Here is a 22,317-nt window from a genome sequence, read left to right on the forward strand (position 1 = left end):
CTTCTATCATAATCCTTTTTATTTTTTTTGCAAAAAATAAGATGATGTTGTGAATTGATTTCCGCTCCAGGTGCTTCAACTCAACTCAAAGATTGAACGTAGCCTCTTTTTAATTACTATTTAAGCTCACGTCATACGCGTTCACAATATTTATACGGTGTTTACCTTCTCCAGACTGATAAACTGCATTTTTCAATCCAGAATTAGCATCCTCCAACCCTTGATTCTTTGTGTCCTCCGACACCTTCCATTCGCCATCATTTCCACGAATACTCTGGACTCCAACTGCTGCAACCTTCACATCACTGGACTTTGCCACATTGACCATAACCGAAGATGCCCTCTCAATATTCCAATCATTCGCAAGCGTCCTTGGCCTTAGCGTAAGCGAATTGTCATTGCCAATCACCTCAAGCTTCACATCACTTGGTATAAGAAGCGTCGCTGCCACATTGCCCTGTAAATCAAACGGCCCTACTTCACTAGGCAACGTCTTTACATTCAGATACAATGTATCCCCTTTTTTGTTTGCCGCAATCAAATCATCCGCCGTTTTCAAAAGCTTTTCTTTTTTCGCAGTTTGGATTCGGTATGTCCCAAACATAGAAACCTCTTTTTCCTCTGTAGACTCAATCGTCATATCATAGCCAACAGTCCTTACCACAACCCGTTTAATACTATCATCCATCTGATAGGAGAAAGCAGGCAGCTCAAACGACCGCTCTTCCCTTGCAATTAACTCCTCCGCCTTGTCCATCAAACCAGTCGAGCTAACCACCGCAAAAGCGATCCCTGTCGTACCCAAAATCCCTACAAAGAAAATACTGAGAAAATCATACTTTAACACCGGCTTTTCCTGTCGTGACAAAAATAAATATAATAAGATTTCCACACCCAGTACGATTAATAAAATCGGCCACCAGGCACTCATCACCTGTACCATACTAAATCCAAGAAACCTTGAACAAAAGAGAAAGAGACCAAGAATAAAGAGCGCCCCTCCCATGGAAAACGTACCTACACGCCAGGTTCTCATGCCTGTTCCTCCTTTCTTTTTCTAAAAAGGAACCCAATACCGGCTCCGATCAAGACTACGCCTGCTAACCTATTTCCCCACTTACTCATGAGTCTCTACCTCCCGCTTCCTTTTACTACCAGATAATAACTTGATTCCTCCGCCGATTAATAGAATACAAACAAGACCTGTTTGTAAATAGGGCTCGAAGTACCCTTGAACCCAGTACATGACATCAATATTCAAGAATTTAGAAAATACTGGTGAGAAGGCTGGTAGCAAGACGTTCATAACTAAGTAGTAGGCGCCCATAAGTACAAGTCCAATTCCCACCCATTTCTGATGATTAAGGAAATAGGCAATGATCGGCACATCCTCAATCGTATCCTCGCCATACCTTGACGCCTTTTGCAGCCCATCAAAAAAGCTGTAAAACCAGATAATCGGGATAAGGAATAAGAAAACCCCTAATCGTAAAACATCCAAAATATAAATAGAAAAGAGAAACGCGGCCATTAACTGAATTCCTCGGCGCTGTAAGCCTAAGTAAAGGTGGCCGGCTCCTGGAAAGATCGATAAGAAGGTAGCGATTGATTTGCTCTTTTTCCCGTCTTCTCTCCGCATTTCAAAGTCTTCTAAAATACTTCTATCGATTAACTCCTCGCCTCGTTGCTTTTTATTCACCTGCTGGACGGCATCGAAAAATCCATACACCCAGATCACCGGTAAGCCTGCTAAAAAGACCATAAATTCACCACGGCTAGAGATGGCCGTTACAAATATGACCATTATGGCTAGACCCAGAAAAGCAGCCAACAGCGTTAATCCTCGATTCATTAATCCAAGTTGAAAATGGCCAAGACCTGGGACAAAAGATAAGACAATCGTATAGAATCGTTCTGAATCTTGATTTTGAATATCATCCGGATTGGCCGCCTTTAACGCAGCCTTATGTTTTGAAATCTGCAATCCCATGTCTACAAAGCTAATGATGTAAAAAACCATGCCGCCTAAAAAGGCGATAAAAGCTTCTCCTCCTGCATAATTCATTGCACCAATCAATGTCGCAAACGCTGCTACACCAACCGCAATAAGATAAAATAATCCGCGAAAGATTTTACCGTTATAAATATGACCAAGACCTGGAATAAGATTTAAAGTCAATGCCTTTGTCGGGTTTTTCATTTCTTATTTGCCTCCTTTTTTTCTATTGAATCCACCCATGCGAATGTTTTATTCATCAAGCCTTCCGTCATTGAAGGCCTTTTTTCCTGTACTTGTTTGGTTTCTAAAACACTGGCATAGTTTGCAAGCGATTGGAACGCTCCTGTAAACGTCAACAAGATCGTCGCCACCGCTGCCAGCAAATAGTGAAATGCAGCCTGCTGATAAAACGGCTTCTTCTTAATGGACTTCCGTACTTCCTGCTTGGTGCCAGGCACCGATTTAGGCGCTGAAGTAATTGTTGGCATAGTGTGTAGCTCTTCAACGGTGTCAGGCACCATTAGGTTTTGTTTAGCGACCTCTGCCATGATGACATCGGTAAAGCCAGCCTCATTTGATAGAATAGGGAGCGATGATTCATTTGCTGTTACTGCTAGCAAATAGGTTTCAAGGCATTGGTCACATGTATATAAGTGTTCTTCTAGCTCTTCACGTTTTTTACCAGTGATTTCGTCTTTTACATATCGCAGCCATTCATCATAGGTGTAATGCTTCATGAAAAATCGTCCTCCTTCCAATTCTTTTTCATCCAGGTTCGCGCCCGGTACAGCTTAGTCTCAATCGTTTTCACCTGTACCTGTTGTTCTTCAGCCATTTGCTGATAGCTTTTTTCCGCTATGTAGAATCCATAAATCACTTCGCGGTAATTCTCAGGCAACTCATCAAGCCTTTTCCTAACAAGCTTCCGTTGGTCATTTTCAATAATTTCTTGTTCTACACTATCCCTCGGTGTGCCTAATGCTTGTTGCTCGAGGGCATCCACAACTTCCTCTCTTCTACGTATCTGTTTTCGTTTTACATCTATCGCATGATTGACAGCAATTCGTGTCATCCACGTTTTAAATCCTTGATTTTCATAGCGGGAGAGAGAGTGATAGATCTTCATAAACACTTCTTGGGCTGCATCTTCTGCTTCCTTTTGATCGCGAAGAACAGCAAAGACGGTCCGGAACACATCATTGCGGTACTTCTCGACCAGAAGGCGAAAGGCGTGATCATTGCCTTCCCGCACTTTTTGTATTAAAGCTGTGTCTGTAATTGTTCTCTCCCCCTTTCTCTCTATGCTTTCACATCAATAGACGAACCGTTGTTTAAAAACCCCTACACTTATTCAAAAAAAATTTTATTCTATCTCATCTTATCATGTTCGTTTTAAGGCTCTCACAAAAAAACGTGCGAAACCAGTCGCACGTTAATAAGAATGGATTATACTAATCGTAAGATACAGATTCCACAGTCATGCGGAATCTCATAGGTTTCCCCCGCAGGTAAGGAGTCCGTCAATTCCTTCAGGGCTTTTTTTCGAATAGGCTCCTTTAACCCTGCTAGCCAGGAAACGGACCCTATCCGTTCCACCCACTCCTCTTTTGAAAAGCTTACTGAATAATTGAGCTTGTAGAAATCTCTTATTTCAAAGCCTTCTTTCTTCCACTCCTCAAACCACTCAACCGGAAAGCCGTTAATTCGCATTTTTGAATCGGCTTTTGAACCAGCAGGTGTCAATTCACCCTCTACGAATTTCCCTATTACCTCCAAGGTCTTTTCCACCACTGTCGGGCCCGTAAGAAATCCAGAATCGATGACAAGTAACGTCCCTTTTGCTTTTAAAATTCTTTTGATCTCTTGAATGGCCTTCATCCGATCAAACCAATGCCAAGCTCTCATGACTGTCACTATATCAAACTGAGAATCTTCTAATCCGGTATCCTCCGCAGTTCCCTGTTGAAACGGTATATCAAAATTCTTCATTTGATTGAATTCAATTGCCTTCTTTAACAATTCTTGTGAAGGTTCAATCCCTATAACATTTGCTTTTCTCATCGCCATTTTTCTCGCAAGGACACCTGTACCAGAACCGATGTCAGCGATTCTTTTTCCCTCAAAAAAAATATTGCGTAACTGCAGGCTTTCCATTAAGGCGACGGGAATATCTTCTCTTGATCGAGCATAGCTATTAGCAACTTGGCCAAAATCAATTTTGCTCATGTTAAGCTCTCCCTCTGCTTCCGAATTTTAGGATTTTAACAAAATAATACCATTTAATTATGATAGAATGCTATTAAGATTAAAAAATTTATCTTTTGAGGGAATGATGCATATGTTATGGCTATTGCTTCTTGCTTCTTACTTAATCGGAAGCGTTCCCACAGCTTTATTGGTGGGCAGGCTGATCTATGGAGTGGATATTCGAGAGCTAGGAAGTAAAAATCCGGGGGCAACGAACACTTTACGCGTTCTTGGAAAAAAATCGGCAGTTTTTGTCCTTCTAATTGACCTGGCAAAGGGGGCTTTTGCGACCTATCTTCCTATACACTTTCAGATGGATGTGGAGCCTATCTACTTCGGATTACTTGCAGTCGTCGGTCATTGCTTTCCTATATTTGCAGGTTTTAGAGGAGGAAAAGCCATTGCAACCACTGCAGGTACATTATTAATAGCGAATCTCCCTTTACTGGCCGTTGCTTATTTAACCTTTTTTGCCGTCATTTTTTTAACGAAATATGTATTTTTCGGATCAATCTCAGTAGGTCTAAGTATGCTTGCCTATTCATTCCTATCATCTAAGCTAGAGTTAGAACTGATTTTTTTATTCTTTTCTTTCTTTTTAATCTATCTCCACCGGTCCAATATTCGTAATTTTATTCTTGGAATTGAACCAAAGATTAATGATAAAAATTTAAGCAAGGATCGCATTCCCCCAAAGGGTAGCAGTAATTTTAAACTATAAGAAATGCGTAAGCGCCTTGGTCAGCCCCGACAGGCAAATGTTCTTCGGCAAGAAAAGTCCGCATTTTGACTTTTATTGCCGAGGGTTATTTGACCCGAGCTGTAACAATCATCGCTTTATCAAGCCATGATTGTTACAAGATACTCAAGGAAGATGAATCAGGATGAAAACTGGCTAGGCGCTGAAGCTGGACAATTCTCGAAGTCGAATGTTTCATTCTTATAATATAAAAATAGGGTCTGACCCCCACGCCAGGTGTCAGACCTTTTTCTATTTTATTAATGTAGTTAGAATGCTGCTTGCAACGGTTTGCCAGATAGTCGCGTCCTTTTGGTAGGATGTCATCAACCGCTTATACATTGCCAGTTGTTTCTCCTGGAAGTCCACTGCATCCTTATCAGGCAGGGCTGCACGTTCTTTTTCTACAAGCGCCTGCATTTCTGGTGCTCTTGGACCCCAAACGCCTGCTTCATTTCCCTCTTGGTCAATAAAGATGTAAATCGGAATAGCTCGTGATGTTCCATTTGTTAAGTATTGGTCGATTAATTCTAGATTCTGGTCTCTGAGAATAAATCGAACCTCCATCTCGCCTGCTTCCGCTATGCTCAGCAAGATCGGATTATTGAGTAATGCATCTCCACACCAATCCTCTGAAATAGCAATGACTCTTACCTGCTTTCCCCTTAAATCCTCAAGCTTTTTCTTGTCTTCAGCAGATAAAGTAAAGTTCTCATAAATAGAAAGCATTTCTTCCTTGTTTCTAGTCATTGCATTGGTGTACTCATCCACTGTCATCCCTTTTTGAAACCAAGCATTTAAATCCATCCCTCAGCACCCCTTTCAATTTTCTTCTATCATAGTTGTTTTATTCCATTGTTACAATTGAACTGCATTTCGTCTCTTTCTTATATTATGTTACAAGTACTTTTTACTATTTTCATAAAGCAATAAATTGGTACTAGAAATGGATTTAATAAGTTGATAGAATATTTTATATAGAGGAAATATTATTATAAATAGTTTCCAATATAACAAAGGGGGAAAAGTATGTCAAACGAGACTCTACAATTAATTTCGATTGGAATTTATCTCGCCATGATGCTATTCATCGGCTGGTATTCGTATCGGAAAACTAGCAATCTGACAGACTACATGCTCGGGGGAAGGTCACTAGGACCTGCAGTAACCGCCTTGAGTGCCGGTGCAGCTGATATGAGTGGATGGCTGTTAATGGGCTTACCTGGAGGAATTTATGTAAGCGGTTTAGCAGACGCATGGATTGCCATCGGTTTAACGATTGGAGCCTATTTAAACTGGTTATTGGTAGCGCCTCGCTTACGCTCTTATACTCAAGTTGCAAATGATTCAATTACCATTCCTAGCTATCTTGAAAATCGCTTCAAAGATCAGACGAAACTTCTCCGTATTGTATCAGGTATCGTTATTCTTATTTTCTTTACATTCTATGTTTCTTCGGGGATGGTTTCTGGAGCAGTATTTTTCCAAAGTTCTTTTGGCACAGACTATCTGACTGGTCTTTACATCGTTGGCGGCGTTGTTGTTGCCTATACGTTATTTGGAGGTTTCTTGGCAGTAAGTTATACCGACTTCATTCAAGGATTAATGATGCTAGTTGCCTTACTTTTAGTTCCTGCAATTGGAATCTTCAAGACTGGTGGTCCAGTAGAAACATTTGATACGATCCGTGCAATTGACCCGACCTTACTTGACCTATTTAAAGGCACTACCTTTATCGGTATTGTTTCTGCAATGGCATGGGGACTTGGTTACTTTGGACAGCCACATATTGTTGTGCGCTTTATGGCGATTAAAACCATTAAAGAAACAAAGAGCGCACGCCGTATTGGGATGAGCTGGATGATTATATCCCTAATCGGTACGATGATGACAGGTTTAATCGGTCTAGCATTTTTCCATAATAATGCGGATTTCACTTTAAAGAATCCGGAAGCAGTCTTTATTTCCTTAAGCCAAATTTTCTTCCACCCGTTATTCGCTGGATTTGCTTTAGCTGCGATTCTTGCAGCCATCATGAGTACGATCTCTTCTCAATTAATTGTTACGTCAAGTGCACTGGTTGAAGATTTATACAAAGTAGTCATGAATAAGAATGCAAGTGATAAACACCTCGTATTTTTAGGAAGAATGGCGGTTCTAATTGTTGCTGTTGTTGCGGCTGCACTAGCTTTCAAACAAAACAACACCATTTTAGACCTCGTTGCCTATGCATGGGCAGGTTTTGGAGCTTCCTTTGGTCCAATCATTTTACTAAGCTTATTCTGGAAAAAGACAACCAACTGGGGAGCCCTTTTCGGAATGATCGTCGGTGCTGTTACCGTAATCGTTTGGAAAAATGCAGACCTTGGTAAAGTCATTTTCGGCGAATCGCTTTATGAAATCGTTCCAGGCTTCGTACTAAACCTAGTTGTTGCTTATATCGTCAGCTTAATCACGTATAAGAAAAATGATGAAATCGAAAAAGAGTTCACTGAAAGTGTTCGGTTACTTAAACAAGAATAAAGTATTAAGAAAAGCGCAAGCGCCTTGGTCAGCCCCGACAGGCAAATGTTCTTCGGCAAGAAAAGTCGCTCTTTGACTTTACTTGCCGGAGGTTATTTGACCCGAGGGGCTAGGCGCTGGAGCTGGACAATTCTCGAAGTCGAATTTTGTAATTTCTTATTTTGTCAAAGAGCCCGGATGATTCAATATCCGGGCTCTTCTTCATTTGTCCAGCTCTTTTGCCATTGCCGCTATCTTAAGTACCGTTTTCCAGTTCCGCACTGTTGCCGGAACACCCAGCTTTGGAAGCTGAGTAGCCAGTTTAGAATCACGGATACTTTGACGGAAAAATAAATAAACTTCCTTTCCAACAATTTGACATTCATCTAGTTCACTTTTAAAACCTTGCAAATAGTCGATTTTCTCCTGAGATGGTTCATCTGCTAAAAAGGCGAGTTGAACGCTTTCCCCTTCATTTAACGAATCCACTGAGTAAGGGCAATCCTTTATGATTTTTTCCAATTCTTCAGCAGTTCTTAAAATCACTGGAACTGGAAAACCAAAGGTGTTTTTGATTTCCTCCTCTAATTGTTGGGTCAATATTGTTGTATCTTGCTCGGCTTCAAACAAAACATTCCCACTTTGAATATAGGTCTTCACTTTTTGTAATCCTATCTTTTCTAGCAACTGTCTTAAATCGGCCATTTTTATGATGTTATGACCGCCAACATTAATTCCTCTTAATAGTGCAATATATATAGTCACCCGAGATCCCCTCTCTTCCTATTCTCTAAATCTTACCATTTTCTTGTTGAACTAAACTACCGAATTGAAGGAGAAGGTGGTTGATTTGTAGAAATAAAGGAACAAACAATTCATAGGAGGGATAAACAATGATTCCGCAAAGAGTTAGTTTAATTACAATAGGAGCTTTTGATTTACCGGCTCTCCGTTCCTTTTATCAAAAGTTAGGCTGGGAGGAAACTAGTATTAGTTCAGATAACTATGCTGTCTTTAAAACAGCAGGTGTTCTGCTTTCCTTGTTTCCAATTGCGGAGTTGGCAAAGGATGCGAATATTGAAATCACACATTCGACCCAATCCTTTCGAGGGGTGACTTTCGCTATAAACGTGGACGAGCCAGGACAGGTTGATTCGGTTACTAAGGAAATTCGCAAAGCTGGCGGAAAAATCGTTAGAGAGCCTAGTGATGCCTTTTGGGGCGGTCGGACAGCCTATTTTGCCGATCCAGAAAATAATCTTTGGGAAGTGGCTTGGAATCCTACCTCTGTATTCGATGAACGTGGGGCAATGATTTCATTTTAATTTACAAGTATGACGCTAGGCGATTGCCTGGCGTTTTTAGTGGAATATTGATCTTTGATGTCAAATTAAGCACACTTCGACATGATCCCCTATATTTCCTTATTAACCAAACGTTTGATTAGAACGGCTATTAGCCCATACAATTACTGACTTTTTTCCCGGGAAATGAAACGAGGATTGTCGAAACTCGCATCGACAATAAGAAAAGCGCAAGCGCCTTGGTCAAAATCGGATGGATTTAGGAATAATCGTTTCGTACATAGTTAAATCATTTTCTACACAATATTTTCTAGCTTGCTGTGATGAACATCAGCCAACGATTAGCATGGCAAAAAAAATCATAAATTTCCTAAAAAAATTGGACCCGAACATTACTTAAGAAGATTTCTTTGATATGTAAAAGGTGTCATCTAGAAAGATTGTAGGGCAATAGGGGGAAATCTTATATACATTCTGTTGAAGTATAGCTGTTTGATGGAGAAACAACATAAAAGTGGATATCAGAAAAGAAAAAGCACCCAATTGTGCTTTTCTTTTATTTTTTTCTCTTTTTCTTATACTTCCATTCTATTATTACTACTATGGCAACTATAATAAAGCCTGTAATAGATGTAGATTCTTCAACTTGTTTGTTATTTGACAACATGCTTACAAAAAACATTATTATTACCACTAAAAGCATGATATTTCTAGCATTTCTTCCGATAAAGTTCACATAAATTCCTCCTTTTATAAGATTAATCAAACTAATAATATATACATTATATTAAAATTTAGAACATTTTAATATATTTACATTGGAAAAATATACTAAAAATTGTAATATATTACTAAAATTGTAAAGGGTGGAATGAAGTGAAGGTTTTGTCAAGAAGTTTATCATTATTAATAGTATTCTCCATGCTACTATCTTTTGGTATTGGAGAATTCATCGCAAATGCAGAGGAAATTTTAGATGAACAACCAATTGTTTCAGTTAGTGAAGAAGAATTTTTAAGCGATGCTAGCTTAGAAGAGCAACTAAATGAGTCTATTAATGTTTTAACTGCAATCGAAAACTTGCCAGATAGTGTAATTGCATCAGGTCCCAACGCTATATATAATTGGTTAAAGTATAATACCAAGGGTGTTCCGAGAAGTTATTATACATTATTGGGTAGTGGAGATTCTGCAGCTATTCAAATAGTAAAACCTACATCAAGCTTTGGAAGTGTAGGCATGAACAATGATGTTGAAGAACCAATCTATCTTGATGCCAGTGTAGGGGCATGTGTTGCTGCAATAGGGGTAGCAGTTCTTTCAAATGCAATTCCTATTGCTAAAATCCTTAAAATTAAATCTGCTTTAAAAACAGTAGGTGGAGCAACTAAGTTGGTAACTAAGTTAATAACTGAATATAGAGAGTATAGAAAATTTGGATATAGTAGAAAGGCCTCTTTTCAAGAAGCGTGGTACTTTGCTACAAATGCCTATGGTTCTGACCTTAGAAATACATTACTCACATTATTTAACATAGGGGATGTATACTATAATTGTTTTGGATAGTCCAAATAATTATTAAACTAAATAGCCAGGGCAATTAGACCCTGGCTTATTTGCCCGAGGGGCTAGGCGCTGGAGCTGAACAATTCTTGAAGTCGAATTATATATTTCTTAATAAGTAAAAAAAGCTGGCAGAGTAGTTTCTCCCAGCTTTCGTTTTATCGTTTTTGCAATTCCTGTTGTAATAGTTGGTTGACCATTTGTGGGTTGGCCTGTCCTTTTGTTGCTTTCATCAGCTGACCAACAAGGAAGCCCACTGCTTTACTTTTTCCATCCTTGAAATCCTCTACTGATTTCGGGTTGGCATCAAGTACTTCTGCAATAATCTTGAGGAGCGTTCCCTCATCGGAAATTTGCACAAGTCCTTTGTCCTTCACGATTTGTTCCGCATCGCCGCCGTTTTCAATTAATTCTTTAAAAACAGTCTTTGCGATTTTGGATGAAATCGTACCATTTTCAATTAGCTTAATCATACTTGCTAAACCTTCTGGAGTTAACGCAACTTGATCAAGTTCTTTACCTTCCGCATTGAGATAGGCAGAAACGTCACCCATAATCCAGTTCGATGCAAGCTTGGCATCTGCCCCACCAGCTACTGTTGCCTCAAACAAATCAGCCATTTCCTTAGTCACTGTTAAAACCTTGGCATCGTATACAGGCAGACCTAACTCTTCGGTATACCGTTTCTGACGCTGGTCTGGCAGTTCAGGAATTTCAGCGCGAATCCGTGCTTTCCAGTCCTCATCAATATATAAATCCAATAAGTCTGGCTCTGGGAAGTATCGGTAATCATCGGATCCTTCTTTTACACGCATGAGAATGGTTGACCCAGTTGCCTCATCAAAACGGCGTGTTTCCTGTTCAATTTTTCCACCGGATGAAACTACTTCTCGCTGGCGCTTTTCTTCATATTCAAGACCTTTACGAACAAAGTTGAAGGAGTTTAGGTTCTTTAATTCTGTCTTTGTACCGAATTCCTCTTGTCCAACTGGTCGAATAGAAATGTTGGCATCACAGCGTAGCGAGCCTTCTTCCATTTTACAGTCGGAGACACCTGTGTATTGAATAATCGATTTTAGTTTTTCTAGATAGGCATACGCTTCATCAGGAGTGCGGATATCCGGCTCAGAAACGATTTCTACAAGAGGCGTTCCCTGGCGGTTATAATCGCAAAGTGAATACCCTTTTTCATGGTTAAGTTTTCCTGCATCCTCTTCCAAGTGAATTCTTGTGATACCAATCTTTTTCGTATAACCATTTACTTCGATTTCAATCCAGCCATGTTCGCCAATCGGTTTATCAAATTGAGAGATTTGGTAGGCTTTCGGATTATCAGGATAGAAGTAGTTTTTTCGGTCAAATTTTGTGTGAGTAGCAACCTCACAGTTCAGGGCCATCGCCGCCTTCATTCCGAATTCAACTGCCTTTTTATTTAAAACAGGCAATACTCCCGGGTAGCCAAGATCGATGACACTTGTATTTGTGTTAGGCTCCGCACCGAAATGGTTTGGGCTCGCTGAGAAGATCTTTGACTCCGTTTTTAATTCTACGTGGACTTCTAGTCCGATGACTGTTTCGAATTCCATCGTTTCACCCCCTACAATTCTGGCTTTTGTTTATGATAGTTTGTGGCCTGTTCAAATGCGTGAGCCACACGATAAATGGTTGCTTCATCAAAATGCTTACCGATTATTTGTAATCCAAGTGGCAGACCTGCTTCAAAGCCACATGGAACAGAAATTCCAGGGACACCCGCAAGGTTTACCGGGATCGTTAGGATATCATTCACATACATCGTAAGCGGATCGTCAATTTTCTCCCCAATTTTAAACGCAGGGGTAGGTGTTGTTGGACCAACAATGACGTCATAGTTTGCAAACACATCTTCAAAGTCCTTCTTGATGAGTGTTCGTACCTGCTGTGCCTTTTTATAATAAGCATCGTAATAACCTGAGCTTAATGCAAACGTTCCGAGCATGATACGGCGTTTAACCTCATCACCAAAGCCTTCTGCACGAGTCTTTTTATATAATTCAATTAAGCTTTCCGCATCCTTTGCACGATAGCCATAGCGGACGCCATCAAAGCGGGCAAGGTTTGCTGATGCTTCTGATGAAGATAGTAAGTAATAGGTAGCAAGTGCATACTTAGAGTGCGGTAAGGAAACCTCTTCCCAAACTGCCCCAAGGCCTTCAAGCACTTTCAATGCATCCAATACCGATTGGCGAACAGACTCACTTACACCCTCACCAAGGTATTCTTTCGGAACGGCAATTCTGAGCCCCTTCACATCACCAGTTAAAGCGCCAGAAAAGTTTGGTACATCCACATTTGCTGATGTTGAATCCATTGGGTCTAGACCAGAAATAGCTTGTAAGAGGTATGCATTATCCTCTACTGTTCTTGTGATTGGACCAATTTGATCTAGTGAGGAAGCAAATGCCACAAGTCCGAATCGCGAAACACGGCCATAGGTTGGCTTCATTCCAACAACTCCACAAAAGGAAGCCGGTTGACGGATGGATCCACCCGTGTCGGATCCAAGCGAAAATAGTACTTCTCCTGAAGCCACAGATGCAGCAGAACCGCCTGAAGACCCTCCTGGAACCGTATCTAAGTTCCATGGGTTGCGTGTTTTTTGGTAAAAAGAGTTCTCATTCGATGAACCCATAGCAAACTCGTCCATGTTTAATTTACCAATCGTCACAGTTTGAGCCTGCTGAAGCTTCTGAACAACTGTTGCATCATAAATCGGATCGAAGTTTTCTAGGATTTTACTCGCACAAGTAGTACGAAGTCCTTTTGTCACCATGTTATCTTTTAAGCCAATCGGCATACCAAAAAGAAGCCCCTGATCGGCACCAGAATTAAGCTGTTCATCCAACCCTTTGGCCGTTTCTCTCGCGCGTTCTTCATCCAATGTTAAGAAAGCTTGTACCTTATCCTCAACCTGGCTTATGCGTTTAAACGATTCATCCACAAGGTCTGAAACCTTTAGTTCTTGCTTATGTAAAAGTTCATGAAGATCGGAAACTTTATAATCAAATAAACTCACTATTTACCCTCCTTACTCTCCCAAAATCGATGGCACCTTAATCTGTCCATCTTGGTGTTCCGGTGCATTTTTTAGTACCTCTTCCCGCGGAAGTCCTGGTTGTGAAACATCCTCACGTAAGACATTTTTCATATCCAGCACATGGTAGGTAGGCTCCACACCTGTTGTATCTAACTCATCCAACTGTTCAGCAAAGGTAATAATCGCATCAAGTTGCTTTGTAAACTTTTCCGCTTCTTCCTCCGTAATCGCTAAACGCGCCAGATTGGCCACATGTTTCACCTGCTCATTTGAAATCCGGGACATATTCATACCCTCCAATCCAAATTGTCGATATTATTTTAATATTGATGATACCAAACTTTTCCGCTTTACCGCAATGATTCCTTTATCATTATTAACAAAAGAGTAGAGTTTTAGATTGGTATCACAAATAATCTTTCTTTTTCCTACTTGCGACACCTGACAGGCCACACTGCCTTCCTTTATAATGTTCTCAGAAGATTGAACGGGGAGAGTTACGAAATGAAGAAGCGAAAACGGAATCGGAAGAAAATAAAAACCTTTTTCGTACTATTTTTAGTGTTTTGCGCCTTAGCGATGTTTCAAAATTATTTTCAAAAATCAATTTCTACTCCAGCTATGGATAAAAATGACCCATTTGCTAATGTGAAAAAATATAGCCCCTTAATCCAGCAGGAATTAGCGAAGTACCAGCTTGAAAGCCAGACTTCTGTTCTTGTCGCTCTTATGCAGCAGGAAAGCCACGGAAAGGGTGGGGATCCGATGCAGGCTTCCGAATCTGCCGGTCTTGCTAGAAACACAATCACTGATCCGAAGCAAAGCATTGAAGTTGGGGTGAAGCATTTCCACCGCGTGTTCACTTATGGCAATCAGAAAAAAGTAGATTTTTCTACAATTATACAAGCCTACAATATGGGCGTCGGATATATTGATTATGTCGCGCAACACGGTGGCAAACATAGCGAAGAACTTGCTAAGCAATTCTCACTTCTTCAAGTAAAAAAGAAGCCGAATCTTTATACTTGCGGCGGGAATAAGAATAATTTTCGCTACCCTTACTGCTATGGCGATTTCACCTATAGCACGAAGGTTACCAAAAATATTCAATTATTAGCTGACACTGTACCTGTCACAGGTACAGGAAGCGAAAAACCAACCAGTGGATCCTTCTAATTGATTCATCGGTTGGTTTATTTTTTTCTCTTCCACATGAAGTATATAAACAGCTTGGCAGGAATGTAACCTAGCATCCCACCAAGTGTATTTAATATTAAGTCGTCCACATCGAAGCTACCAAACTCAAATAATAATTGGAGAATCTCATATGTCAGGCTTAAGCAGAAGCTAGCTGCCATCACAGCACTAAGTCTTTGAAACTTTTTCAACAGCAATGGTAAGATAAAACCCAAAGGGATAAAGCCAACCACATTCCCTGCTAGATTTTCGATACGTATGTTTAAATTAACATCAGCTATGTAGAGATAAAAAATAATCGTTTTAAACGGAACAAAATTATTTGAACGCCAATGATATTCATCATAGGTAAAATTGAAATGATGAATGATTTCTGTTAAAGGGATATATTTAAATAATATTAATTTTGTTAAGACGGCTAAATATAGACAAAGGATGATGGTTAATCCTAGTTTTATGATAATTTTCATTATTAAGTACTCCCAATAAATTTACAACGTCATTTAACGGTACCATACTTTTTTAAGAGATTGTACCGTTTATTTTAATAAAACAGGGGGAATTTTGAATGGCTGAACACCGCTTCCACTTACATGCAAACTGGCCTGGATTACGCAATGATGTTGGAGAGATTGAAGCAGGCAACTTAAAAACAAAAGTGTCCATTCCTCCGGAGATGGATGGACCTGGAGTAGGAACCAATCCCGACGAAATGCTTCTCGGTGCTGCGGCCACCTGCTATATTATTACCCTCGCCGCCATGATGGAACGCAGTAAATTACAAAAAAAAGATCTTACAATGGAATCTGTGGGGATCGTGGATGTCACAAGTGGCGTGATCACTTACAAAAAGATTATTCACCAACCGCTTATAGTGCTGAAACAGGATGCTACTGATAAAGACATCGACATGGCTCATAAGCTTGCCAAAAAAGCAGAAACCTCCTGCATGATAAGCCGGGCTATTCAAGGAAATGTGGAGATTGAGTTGCAGGTCTCAGTAACGCGAGGTGGGGACAGTCCCCCGTTGCGCTAAAGCGCCGGGGGACTGTCCCCAAACTCCATATGTGGTTTTTCCTTTTTGTAATAATCCAGGCGATCTTGCAAGGTGCCTGTGTGAAATTCAAATTTATGACCATCGGGGTCGGTAAAATAAATGGACTTCTTATCTTTTTCGTCCCTAGGGCGACTTGGAAGAATCGTTACGTTTAACTTTTTAAGCTTTTCGTACATTTTTATATAGTCCTCTTCTTCGATTGAGAAAGCGATATGGGTGTAGGACTCATGGATTTCGGTGCGAGAGATATCTTTTTCGAGATTAAGAGCAAGCCACATGCCATTCAAATCAAAGTAGGCCGTACTCCTCCCCTTCACTAGCAGCTTGGCATCAAAAACGTTCTGGTAAAACTCGATTGATTTTTCTAAATCTGACACTGAAAATAGCAAATGGTTGATCCCTTTAATTGACATACAATCACCGTTTTCCTTTTTCCATGATTATACAACAAAAAAGCTCGTAGTACCGTGGAGTGACTACGAACTTTTTTGTTACCTATTAAAGAGTTTGGCGAAAAAACCCTTACTTTTTTTCTCCTCTTCTTGTACTGCTATTTTTTTTGTAATATAAATTTCTTCCTTATCGATGGCATGGTCCATTGCTAACACTAAGCCAATTTCGGAATCGTGCTCTTTATTAGTTACAATCGTATGCTCTACTTTTTGCTTGTTCGCCATTTTTACGTACTTAGAAAGATCCCCATAGCTCATATTTCCATTTAAAAATAAGTGCGCCTGTGGGTTTTCCTTCATCAATTGCTCGACCTGAGGATAAACTTCTGTCTCTGCCACTTGACTCTTTTTCATGGCGACAATAATCCTTTCTCGTAAAGTCCCTAAGTATTTGCGCCGTTCATCCGGTTTAGTCTCCATCGCTCCATAAATCCCCTGCTGCAACACTTCTTCAACCGAAGGCTTTTTCAAATAAATCAACTCCATTTAAAAGGCTATTACTATGTATGATAATACCCTATAAAACGTTACATACCAAAAATATGGGGATTGTCTGTAAAATTAACAAAATGTTCATCCCTTTCGCTCTGTATTTTATATAAGATGGACTTAGAGAATAAGAAAGGATGTGGCGTATGCCTTATAAAGCTAGAATTGAATCTGATGTGATAAAGATTTGGAGGATTTTAAACGCTCGTATGACTCTTACGGATGATGAGCAGAAGAAATTTTATTATCTTGAAAAAGGATTTGCCGGTGAAGTCCAGTTTGATTTACACACGGAGAGGATCCAAAGTAATCCCTTGATACTAAACGATTTGCTCCTCGATAGTAACAACTCTAATCTTCAGATTGATTCCACCTTAATTTACCCAAAGACCATTTATCTTTTTGAAGTAAAAAATTTTGAAGGTGACCATTATTACGAAAGTGGAAATTTCTATAGGTTGAATGGAAAGGAAGTAAAAAATCCTTTAGACCAACTAAAGCGAATTAAATTCTTATTCCGTCAATTACTTCAAAATCTAGGTTATCGCTATTACGTTGAGGGATATGTTGTTTTTATTAACCCCGAGTTTACCCTTTATCAAACCCCTAAAGATGAACCCATAATCTATTTATCACAATTACCACGTTTTATGAAAAAACTAAATGAACTCCCGTGCCAATTAACTAAACAGGATCATGCACTTGCTGACAAGCTTGTTGCGTTGCACCAGATAGAATCCCCATACACTCGAATTCGTCCCTATAATTATGCTGAGCTACAAAAAAGACCGACATGCCACATGTGTCACTCTTCTTCGTTATCCGTTTGTGGAAAGAAGCTAGTGTGTGAAGATTGCGGGTATGAAGAGTTGGTGGAAACGGCAATTCTACGGGGTGTCTGGGAATTGCGGTTGCTGTTTCCGAATATGAGAATCACGACGAATTTAGTGTATGATTGGTGTGAAGGTGCGGGATCGAAGAAAATGACCTCAAGGATCCTAAAGGAGAATCTACATATGATGGGGAATAAAAAATATACATATTATGAGTAAAATATAGTTATAAATTGTAACAGGAGCACAATAGATTCGATTGTTTCTTGATTGAATTTTATTGAGCTCCCGTTTTATTTGGGCCAGCCTTATCTACCCGACCTCTCTCTTTATCCTTTCCAAGTTCGTTATGAACCCCTCTTATCGACCGGACTCACTCTTTTCCTTGGTTCACGGGAGTTATGAACCCCTTTTATCGACCGTACCTACTCTTTTCCTTGCTTCACGGGCGTTATGAATCCCTCTTATCGACCGGAACCACTCTTTTCCTTGCTTCACGGGCGTTATGAACACCCCTTATCGACCAGACTCACTCTTTTCCTTGCTTCACGGGCGTTATGAACCCCTTTTATCGACCGGACTCACTCTTTTCCTTGCTCCACGGGCGTTATGAACCCCTCTTATCGACCGGAACCACTCTTTTCCTTGCTTCACGTATAAATGCTAATTTTAATATGTACAGAAATGATTGTATAAGAATGTACAGTTTTGGGTAGTACATGGCATACTCTTATCGAGGTGGAGAGTATGTATGTTCAACTAGATATTACAACAAATTTTGAAATCAACAGTCTTACAGACTTACCAAAACTTAAACTTCTTATGGAGAATTTAAATATGAAAATTAACAAGAGTAAATTAGCTAGAGAATTAAATGTAGATCGGAGGACAGTTGATAAATATATTAATGGATATGTGCCTCAAAAGAAACGAGATAGAGAATCTAAGATAGATGATTATTACGGAGTAATAAAGCTACTGCTTTCCCGAGAGTCTAAGCAGAGATTTTTTTATAAACGTGTTCTATGGCAGTATTTAAAAGATAATCATGGACTGGAATGTTCCCAGTCAACATTTCGAGCTTATATAGCTCGTAAACCAGAGTTTCAAGCATACTTTAGTGAGGGGAAACGTACAGAAACTGTTCACTCCGTAATTCGTTATGAAACCCTTCCGGGTGAACAAGCTCAAATAGATTGGAAGGAGAATATCCGGTATATAACGAAAGATGGAGAAATTCTTTATGTAAATGTGGCTGTTTTTCTTTTGTCCCATTCCCGTTTTAGAACCTTTCATTTAACAATATCAAAGTCACAAAGCGTATTGATGTCCTTTCTGACAGAAAGCTTTGAAGCCATTGGGGGAGTGCCTAAAAACCTTGTGACGGATAATATGAAAACAGTAATGGATGAACCACGAACCGAGTATTCAAAGGGAGTAGTGAATGAACGCTTTGGTCAATTTGAAAAGGATTTTGGGTTTAAAGTAAGGCCTTGTATTGCAGGACGACCAAGGACGAAGGGGAAAGTTGAAAGTCCTATGAAATTGATAGACGAGATTCATGCCTATCAGGGAAAATTTGATTATGAGGAGCTTCATGCGTTTGTGCAGAGCCTTTGTGAACGGATTAACCACAGTTACCATCAGGGTACAGGGAAAATACCTATTTTGGCCATTGAACAAGAAAAAAATCTCTTATTGCCCCTACCAAGAAAGCAAATAAGAGATTCTTATAAGATCCACCATAAACTTGTACAGGTCAATTCCGCTTGCATGATTACTTATAAATCAAACCAGTATTCAGTTCCAGCTGAATACAAAGGGAAAACCGTTGGTTTACAAGTATATGATAATCAAATCCATATTTATTATAACACGGAGTTAATCGCGAAACACGAGGTCAGTGAAATCAAACTCAACTATAAAAAAGAACACTACGTTGAGGCACTCTCAAGAGGGCTTCCGCACTTTCCGGATATTGATGAGCTGGCTAAAAATAACTTACGAGCGATTGATGAGGTGTATAAAAATGAATAGTAGTTATCAACAATTAATGCAAAACCTTGAGTATTTAAAATTAAAACAGATGATTGGTCATCTTGGTGAAACGATTGATTTTGGTATGAGTAATCAATTATCTTTTGTAGACACACTCTTAAAACTAACAAATTATGAAATCGATATGCGTGAAAAAACCATGGTTAATTCAATGGTCAAGGTGGGGGCCTTCCCCCACCGTAAAGAGATAAAGGATTTTGATTTTAATTTCCAACCATCAGTAAACAAGCAGCAAATACTTGATTTTACAACATTACGATTTCTCGAAGAGAAAGAGAATATCGTATTCTTGGGACCTAGTGGAGTCGGAAAGACACATTTAGCAACAGCCATAGGGATAGCAGCAGCCAAGAAACGAACCAGTACCTATTTTATAAAATGTAATGAATTAATCCTGCAATTAAAAAGAGCAAAATTAGAAAATCGCTTAGAAAGTCGATTAAAGCATTATGGAAAGTATAAGTTATTAATTATTGATGAAATTGGATATCTACCAATTGATCGTGAGGATGCCAAATTGTTCTTCCAGCTAATTGATTTAAGATATGAGAAAAAAAGCACCATATTAACCACAAATGTAAGCTTTAAGCAGTGGGATGAGGTCTTCCAGGATACAAAAATAGCAAATGCCATATTGGATCGTGTATTACACCACGCAACAGTTGTGAACATAATTGGTGATTCGTATCGTATTAAAAATCATTTGGAAAAGGAAAACGAGTAATTTTTGTACATTCTTAAACAATCAAAAATGTACATACTTAGCTTGACATTTACACTTCACGGGCGTTATGAACACCTTTTATCGACCGGAACCACTCTTTTCCTTGCTTCACGGGCGTTATGAACCCCTCTTATCGACCGGAACCACTCTTTTCCTTGCTTCACGGGCGTTATGAATCCCTCTTATCGACCGGAACCACTCTTTTCTTTGCTTCACGGGCGTTATGAACACCCCTTATCGACCAGACTCACTCTTTTCCTTGCTTCACGGGCGTTATGAACACCTCTTATCGACCGGACTCACTCTTTTCCTTGCTTCACGGGCTTTATGAACCCCTCTTATCGACCGTATCTACTCTTTTCCTTGCTTCACGGGCGTTATGAACACCTCTTATCGACCGGAACCATTCTTTTCCTTGCTTCACGGGCGTTATGCCCCCCCTCTTATCGACCGGAACCACTCTTTTCCTTGCTTCACGGGCGTTATGAACCCCTCTTATCGACCGGAACCACTCTTTTCCTTGCTTCACGGGCGTTATGAACTACTCTTATCGACCGGAACCACTCTTTTCCTTGCTTCACGGGCGTTATGAACCCCTTTTATCGACCGGAACCACTCTTTTCCTTGCTTCACGGGCGTTATGAAACTCGTAAACAAAAAAACCTCTCCCATAACGGTGAGAGGTCTCGCCCAAGCCATGCCACATGTACCTACCACAAGCCACACGGCCACCAAATTATTGCTTGCCAGTAAACTGCTCTTCCTCAGTTGACCCCTTCAACGCAGTAGTCGAAGATGTTCCGCCTGAAATTACCATTGATACCTGGTCAAAGTAACCTGTACCAACCTCACGCTGATGACGAGTAGCAGTATAGCCATATTGCTCGCTGTCGAACTCAGCTTGCTGCAATTCGGAGTACGCTGCCATACCGCGCTCCTTGTAACCGCGAGCAAGCTCGAACATGCTGTGGTTTAATGCGTGGAAACCAGCAAGCGTAACAAATTGGAACTTGTAGCCCATTTTTCCAAGCTCTACTTGGAACTTTGCAATCGTCTCTTGATCCAATTTCTTTTTCCAGTTAAACGATGGTGAACAGTTGTAAGCGAGTAGTTTACCAGGGAATTGCTCATGAATCGCTTCCGCAAACTGTCTTGCTTCTTCAATGTTCGGCTCAGACGTTTCGCACCAGATTAAGTCTGCATATGGAGCATAAGCTAAGCCGCGGGCAATTGCTTGATCGATTCCAGCTTTCACTCGGAAAAAGCCTTCTGGCGTCCGCTCACCCGTAATAAACGGAGCATCGTTCATATCAATATCGCTTGTAATTAAATCCGCTGCATTCGCATCCGTACGGGCAACTAATACAGTTGGAACGCCCATAACATCGGCAGCCAAACGAGCCGCAATCAAGTTGCGAACCGCTGTTTGAGTTGGCAGCAAGACTTTACCGCCTAAGTGACCGCATTTTTTCTCGGAGGAAAGCTGATCTTCAAAGTGCACCCCGGACGCACCAGCCTCAATCATTCCTTTCATCAACTCGAAACAGTTTAACTGGCCGCCAAAGCCTGCTTCAGCATCAGCCACAATTGGAGCAAACCAATCAATGGAGTTGTCTCCTTCAGAATGAGTGATTTGATCGGCACGCTGTAACGCCTGGTTGATTCGCTTAACCACACTCGGAACACTGTTTGCCGGGTATAAGCTTTGGTCCGGATACATGTGACCGGAAAGGTTCGCATCGGCTGCTACCTGCCAACCGCTTAAGTAAATAGCTTTTAAGCCAGCTTTAACCTGTTGAACTGCCTGATTTCCAGTAAGGGCACCTAGTGCATTTACATAGTCCTCTTCATGCAGTAGGTTCCATAGCTTCTCGGACCCTCTGCGAGCTAAAGTATGTTCGATATCAACAGAACCCCGTAGTTTGATAACATCCTCAGCAGTATATGGTCTTGTAATTCCTTTCCAACGGCTATCCATTTCCCAGCTTTCTTGTAATTGAGCAACTCTTTGATCTGTCATTTTCATTTCCTCCTAGTAATCTATTAGATTATTTTTTTGATAAAAATCAACACAATA

Annotated in this window: 25 protein-coding genes; 9 read left to right on the forward strand and 16 right to left on the reverse strand. The window is 40.2% G+C overall.

Annotation, left to right across the window (positions count from 1 at the left end; all coding sequences use genetic code 11):
• Positions 1-109: 109 nt before the first annotated feature.
• The 6 genes from QE429_RS23880 to QE429_RS23905 all read right to left on the reverse strand — a co-directional run bounded on the left by QE429_RS23880 (position 110) and on the right by QE429_RS23905 (position 4,225).
• Positions 110-1,036 (reverse strand): hypothetical protein, encoded by a 927-nt coding sequence (locus tag QE429_RS23880; protein ID WP_307290561.1) that lies wholly within the window; start codon positions 1,034-1,036, stop codon positions 110-112.
• On the reverse strand, positions 1,033-1,125 hold the full coding sequence (locus tag QE429_RS23885) for an LPXTG cell wall anchor domain-containing protein (RefSeq protein ID WP_307290563.1): 93 nt from the start codon (positions 1,123-1,125) through the stop codon (positions 1,033-1,035). Before QE429_RS23885 ends, QE429_RS23880 begins: the two co-directional genes overlap by 4 nt.
• Positions 1,118-2,200 carry a hypothetical protein gene (locus tag QE429_RS23890; RefSeq protein ID WP_307290564.1) on the reverse strand — a complete coding sequence of 361 codons (1,083 nt, stop codon included), beginning with the start codon at positions 2,198-2,200 and terminating at the stop codon, positions 1,118-1,120. The genes QE429_RS23885 and QE429_RS23890 overlap by 8 nt, the downstream gene beginning before the upstream one ends.
• The gene (locus QE429_RS23895) at positions 2,197-2,736 is read right to left on the reverse strand and encodes an anti-sigma factor (protein WP_307290566.1); all 540 of its coding nucleotides are present in this window, start codon (positions 2,734-2,736) and stop codon (positions 2,197-2,199) included. Before QE429_RS23895 ends, QE429_RS23890 begins: the two co-directional genes overlap by 4 nt.
• Positions 2,733-3,278, reverse strand: a complete 546-nt coding sequence (locus QE429_RS23900) for an RNA polymerase sigma factor (protein ID WP_373463281.1) — start codon at positions 3,276-3,278, stop codon at positions 2,733-2,735. Before QE429_RS23900 ends, QE429_RS23895 begins: the two co-directional genes overlap by 4 nt.
• A gap of 167 nt (positions 3,279-3,445) precedes the next feature.
• Complete coding sequence (locus QE429_RS23905; RefSeq protein ID WP_307290569.1) at positions 3,446-4,225, reverse strand: class I SAM-dependent methyltransferase; 780 nt, start codon at positions 4,223-4,225, stop codon at positions 3,446-3,448.
• A 103-nt stretch (positions 4,226-4,328) separates the two neighbouring features.
• Here QE429_RS23905 and plsY point away from each other — a divergent pair, with 103 nt between their 5' ends.
• Positions 4,329-4,967: a glycerol-3-phosphate 1-O-acyltransferase PlsY gene (gene plsY / locus QE429_RS23910; RefSeq protein WP_307290570.1), complete on the forward strand. Its 639-nt coding sequence runs from the start codon at positions 4,329-4,331 to the stop codon at positions 4,965-4,967.
• A 270-nt stretch (positions 4,968-5,237) separates the two neighbouring features.
• On the opposite strand, the gene QE429_RS23915 is transcribed toward plsY, so the two are convergent.
• Positions 5,238-5,792 (reverse strand): thioredoxin family protein, encoded by a 555-nt coding sequence (locus QE429_RS23915; protein WP_307290572.1) that lies wholly within the window; start codon positions 5,790-5,792, stop codon positions 5,238-5,240.
• A gap of 222 nt (positions 5,793-6,014) precedes the next feature.
• On the opposite strand from QE429_RS23915, the gene putP reads away from it, so the two are divergent.
• Positions 6,015-7,508, forward strand: a complete 1,494-nt coding sequence (gene putP, locus QE429_RS23920; protein WP_307290574.1) for a sodium/proline symporter PutP — start codon at positions 6,015-6,017, stop codon at positions 7,506-7,508.
• 201 nt (positions 7,509-7,709) lie between these two features.
• Here putP and QE429_RS23925 read toward each other — a convergent pair whose 3' ends face one another.
• Entirely contained in the window at positions 7,710-8,252 is a 543-nt protein-coding gene (locus QE429_RS23925) for a DUF1697 domain-containing protein (RefSeq protein WP_307290576.1), read from the reverse strand.
• Between the two features lie 128 nt (positions 8,253-8,380).
• Here QE429_RS23925 and QE429_RS23930 point away from each other — a divergent pair, with 128 nt between their 5' ends.
• Positions 8,381-8,812, forward strand: a complete 432-nt coding sequence (locus QE429_RS23930) for a VOC family protein (RefSeq protein ID WP_307290578.1) — start codon at positions 8,381-8,383, stop codon at positions 8,810-8,812.
• 535 nt (positions 8,813-9,347) lie between these two features.
• Here the strand turns inward: QE429_RS23930 and QE429_RS23935 are convergent.
• Positions 9,348-9,527 carry a hypothetical protein gene (locus QE429_RS23935; RefSeq protein WP_307290579.1) on the reverse strand — a complete coding sequence of 60 codons (180 nt, stop codon included), beginning with the start codon at positions 9,525-9,527 and terminating at the stop codon, positions 9,348-9,350.
• A 140-nt stretch (positions 9,528-9,667) separates the two neighbouring features.
• Here QE429_RS23935 and QE429_RS23940 point away from each other — a divergent pair, with 140 nt between their 5' ends.
• Positions 9,668-10,357 (forward strand): hypothetical protein, encoded by a 690-nt coding sequence (locus QE429_RS23940; RefSeq protein WP_307290580.1) that lies wholly within the window; start codon positions 9,668-9,670, stop codon positions 10,355-10,357.
• 155 nt (positions 10,358-10,512) lie between these two features.
• Here QE429_RS23940 and gatB read toward each other — a convergent pair whose 3' ends face one another.
• The 3 genes from gatB to gatC are packed head-to-tail and all read right to left on the reverse strand — an operon-like array spanning position 10,513 to position 13,715.
• A complete protein-coding gene (gatB, locus tag QE429_RS23945) occupies positions 10,513-11,940 on the reverse strand; it encodes an Asp-tRNA(Asn)/Glu-tRNA(Gln) amidotransferase subunit GatB (RefSeq protein WP_307290582.1) in 1,428 nt (475 codons plus the stop codon).
• An 11-nt stretch (positions 11,941-11,951) separates the two neighbouring features.
• Positions 11,952-13,409 (reverse strand): Asp-tRNA(Asn)/Glu-tRNA(Gln) amidotransferase subunit GatA, encoded by a 1,458-nt coding sequence (gene gatA, locus QE429_RS23950; protein ID WP_307290584.1) that lies wholly within the window; start codon positions 13,407-13,409, stop codon positions 11,952-11,954.
• A 12-nt stretch (positions 13,410-13,421) separates the two neighbouring features.
• Positions 13,422-13,715 carry an Asp-tRNA(Asn)/Glu-tRNA(Gln) amidotransferase subunit GatC gene (gene gatC / locus QE429_RS23955; RefSeq protein ID WP_307290586.1) on the reverse strand — a complete coding sequence of 98 codons (294 nt, stop codon included), beginning with the start codon at positions 13,713-13,715 and terminating at the stop codon, positions 13,422-13,424.
• A gap of 219 nt (positions 13,716-13,934) precedes the next feature.
• On the opposite strand from gatC, the gene QE429_RS23960 reads away from it, so the two are divergent.
• Positions 13,935-14,606, forward strand: a complete 672-nt coding sequence (locus QE429_RS23960) for a lysozyme family protein (RefSeq protein ID WP_307290589.1) — start codon at positions 13,935-13,937, stop codon at positions 14,604-14,606.
• 17 nt (positions 14,607-14,623) lie between these two features.
• Here QE429_RS23960 and QE429_RS23965 read toward each other — a convergent pair whose 3' ends face one another.
• Positions 14,624-15,097 carry a VanZ family protein gene (locus QE429_RS23965; RefSeq protein WP_307290591.1) on the reverse strand — a complete coding sequence of 158 codons (474 nt, stop codon included), beginning with the start codon at positions 15,095-15,097 and terminating at the stop codon, positions 14,624-14,626.
• Between the two features lie 98 nt (positions 15,098-15,195).
• On the opposite strand from QE429_RS23965, the gene QE429_RS23970 reads away from it, so the two are divergent.
• Complete coding sequence (locus tag QE429_RS23970) at positions 15,196-15,663, forward strand: OsmC family protein (protein WP_307290593.1); 468 nt, start codon at positions 15,196-15,198, stop codon at positions 15,661-15,663.
• Here QE429_RS23970 and fosM read toward each other — a convergent pair.
• Together fosM and QE429_RS23980 are read right to left on the reverse strand one after the other, a co-directional pair.
• The gene (gene fosM / locus QE429_RS23975; RefSeq protein ID WP_307290594.1) at positions 15,660-16,097 is read right to left on the reverse strand and encodes a FosM family fosfomycin resistance protein; all 438 of its coding nucleotides are present in this window, start codon (positions 16,095-16,097) and stop codon (positions 15,660-15,662) included. The genes QE429_RS23970 and fosM overlap by 4 nt on opposite strands.
• 78 nt (positions 16,098-16,175) lie before the next feature.
• Complete coding sequence (locus tag QE429_RS23980) at positions 16,176-16,607, reverse strand: YueI family protein (RefSeq protein ID WP_307290595.1); 432 nt, start codon at positions 16,605-16,607, stop codon at positions 16,176-16,178.
• 164 nt (positions 16,608-16,771) lie between these two features.
• Here QE429_RS23980 and QE429_RS23985 point away from each other — a divergent pair, with 164 nt between their 5' ends.
• From QE429_RS23985 to istB, 3 genes are all read left to right on the forward strand, one after another.
• Complete coding sequence (locus QE429_RS23985) at positions 16,772-17,677, forward strand: nuclease-related domain-containing protein (RefSeq protein WP_307290596.1); 906 nt, start codon at positions 16,772-16,774, stop codon at positions 17,675-17,677.
• A 528-nt stretch (positions 17,678-18,205) separates the two neighbouring features.
• Positions 18,206-19,495 (forward strand): IS21 family transposase, encoded by a 1,290-nt coding sequence (istA, locus tag QE429_RS23990; protein WP_307282676.1) that lies wholly within the window; start codon positions 18,206-18,208, stop codon positions 19,493-19,495.
• Positions 19,488-20,240: an IS21-like element helper ATPase IstB gene (gene istB, locus QE429_RS23995; protein ID WP_307282679.1), complete on the forward strand. Its 753-nt coding sequence runs from the start codon at positions 19,488-19,490 to the stop codon at positions 20,238-20,240. Before istA ends, istB begins: the two co-directional genes overlap by 8 nt.
• A gap of 736 nt (positions 20,241-20,976) precedes the next feature.
• On the opposite strand, the gene aceA is transcribed toward istB, so the two are convergent.
• A complete protein-coding gene (aceA, locus tag QE429_RS24000) occupies positions 20,977-22,260 on the reverse strand; it encodes an isocitrate lyase (RefSeq protein ID WP_307290598.1) in 1,284 nt (427 codons plus the stop codon).
• Positions 22,261-22,317: the final 57 nt, after the last annotated feature.

Source organism: Bacillus sp. SORGH_AS_0510, assembly GCF_030818775.1.
Classification (GTDB): Bacteria; Bacillota; Bacilli; order Bacillales; family Cytobacillaceae; genus Neobacillus.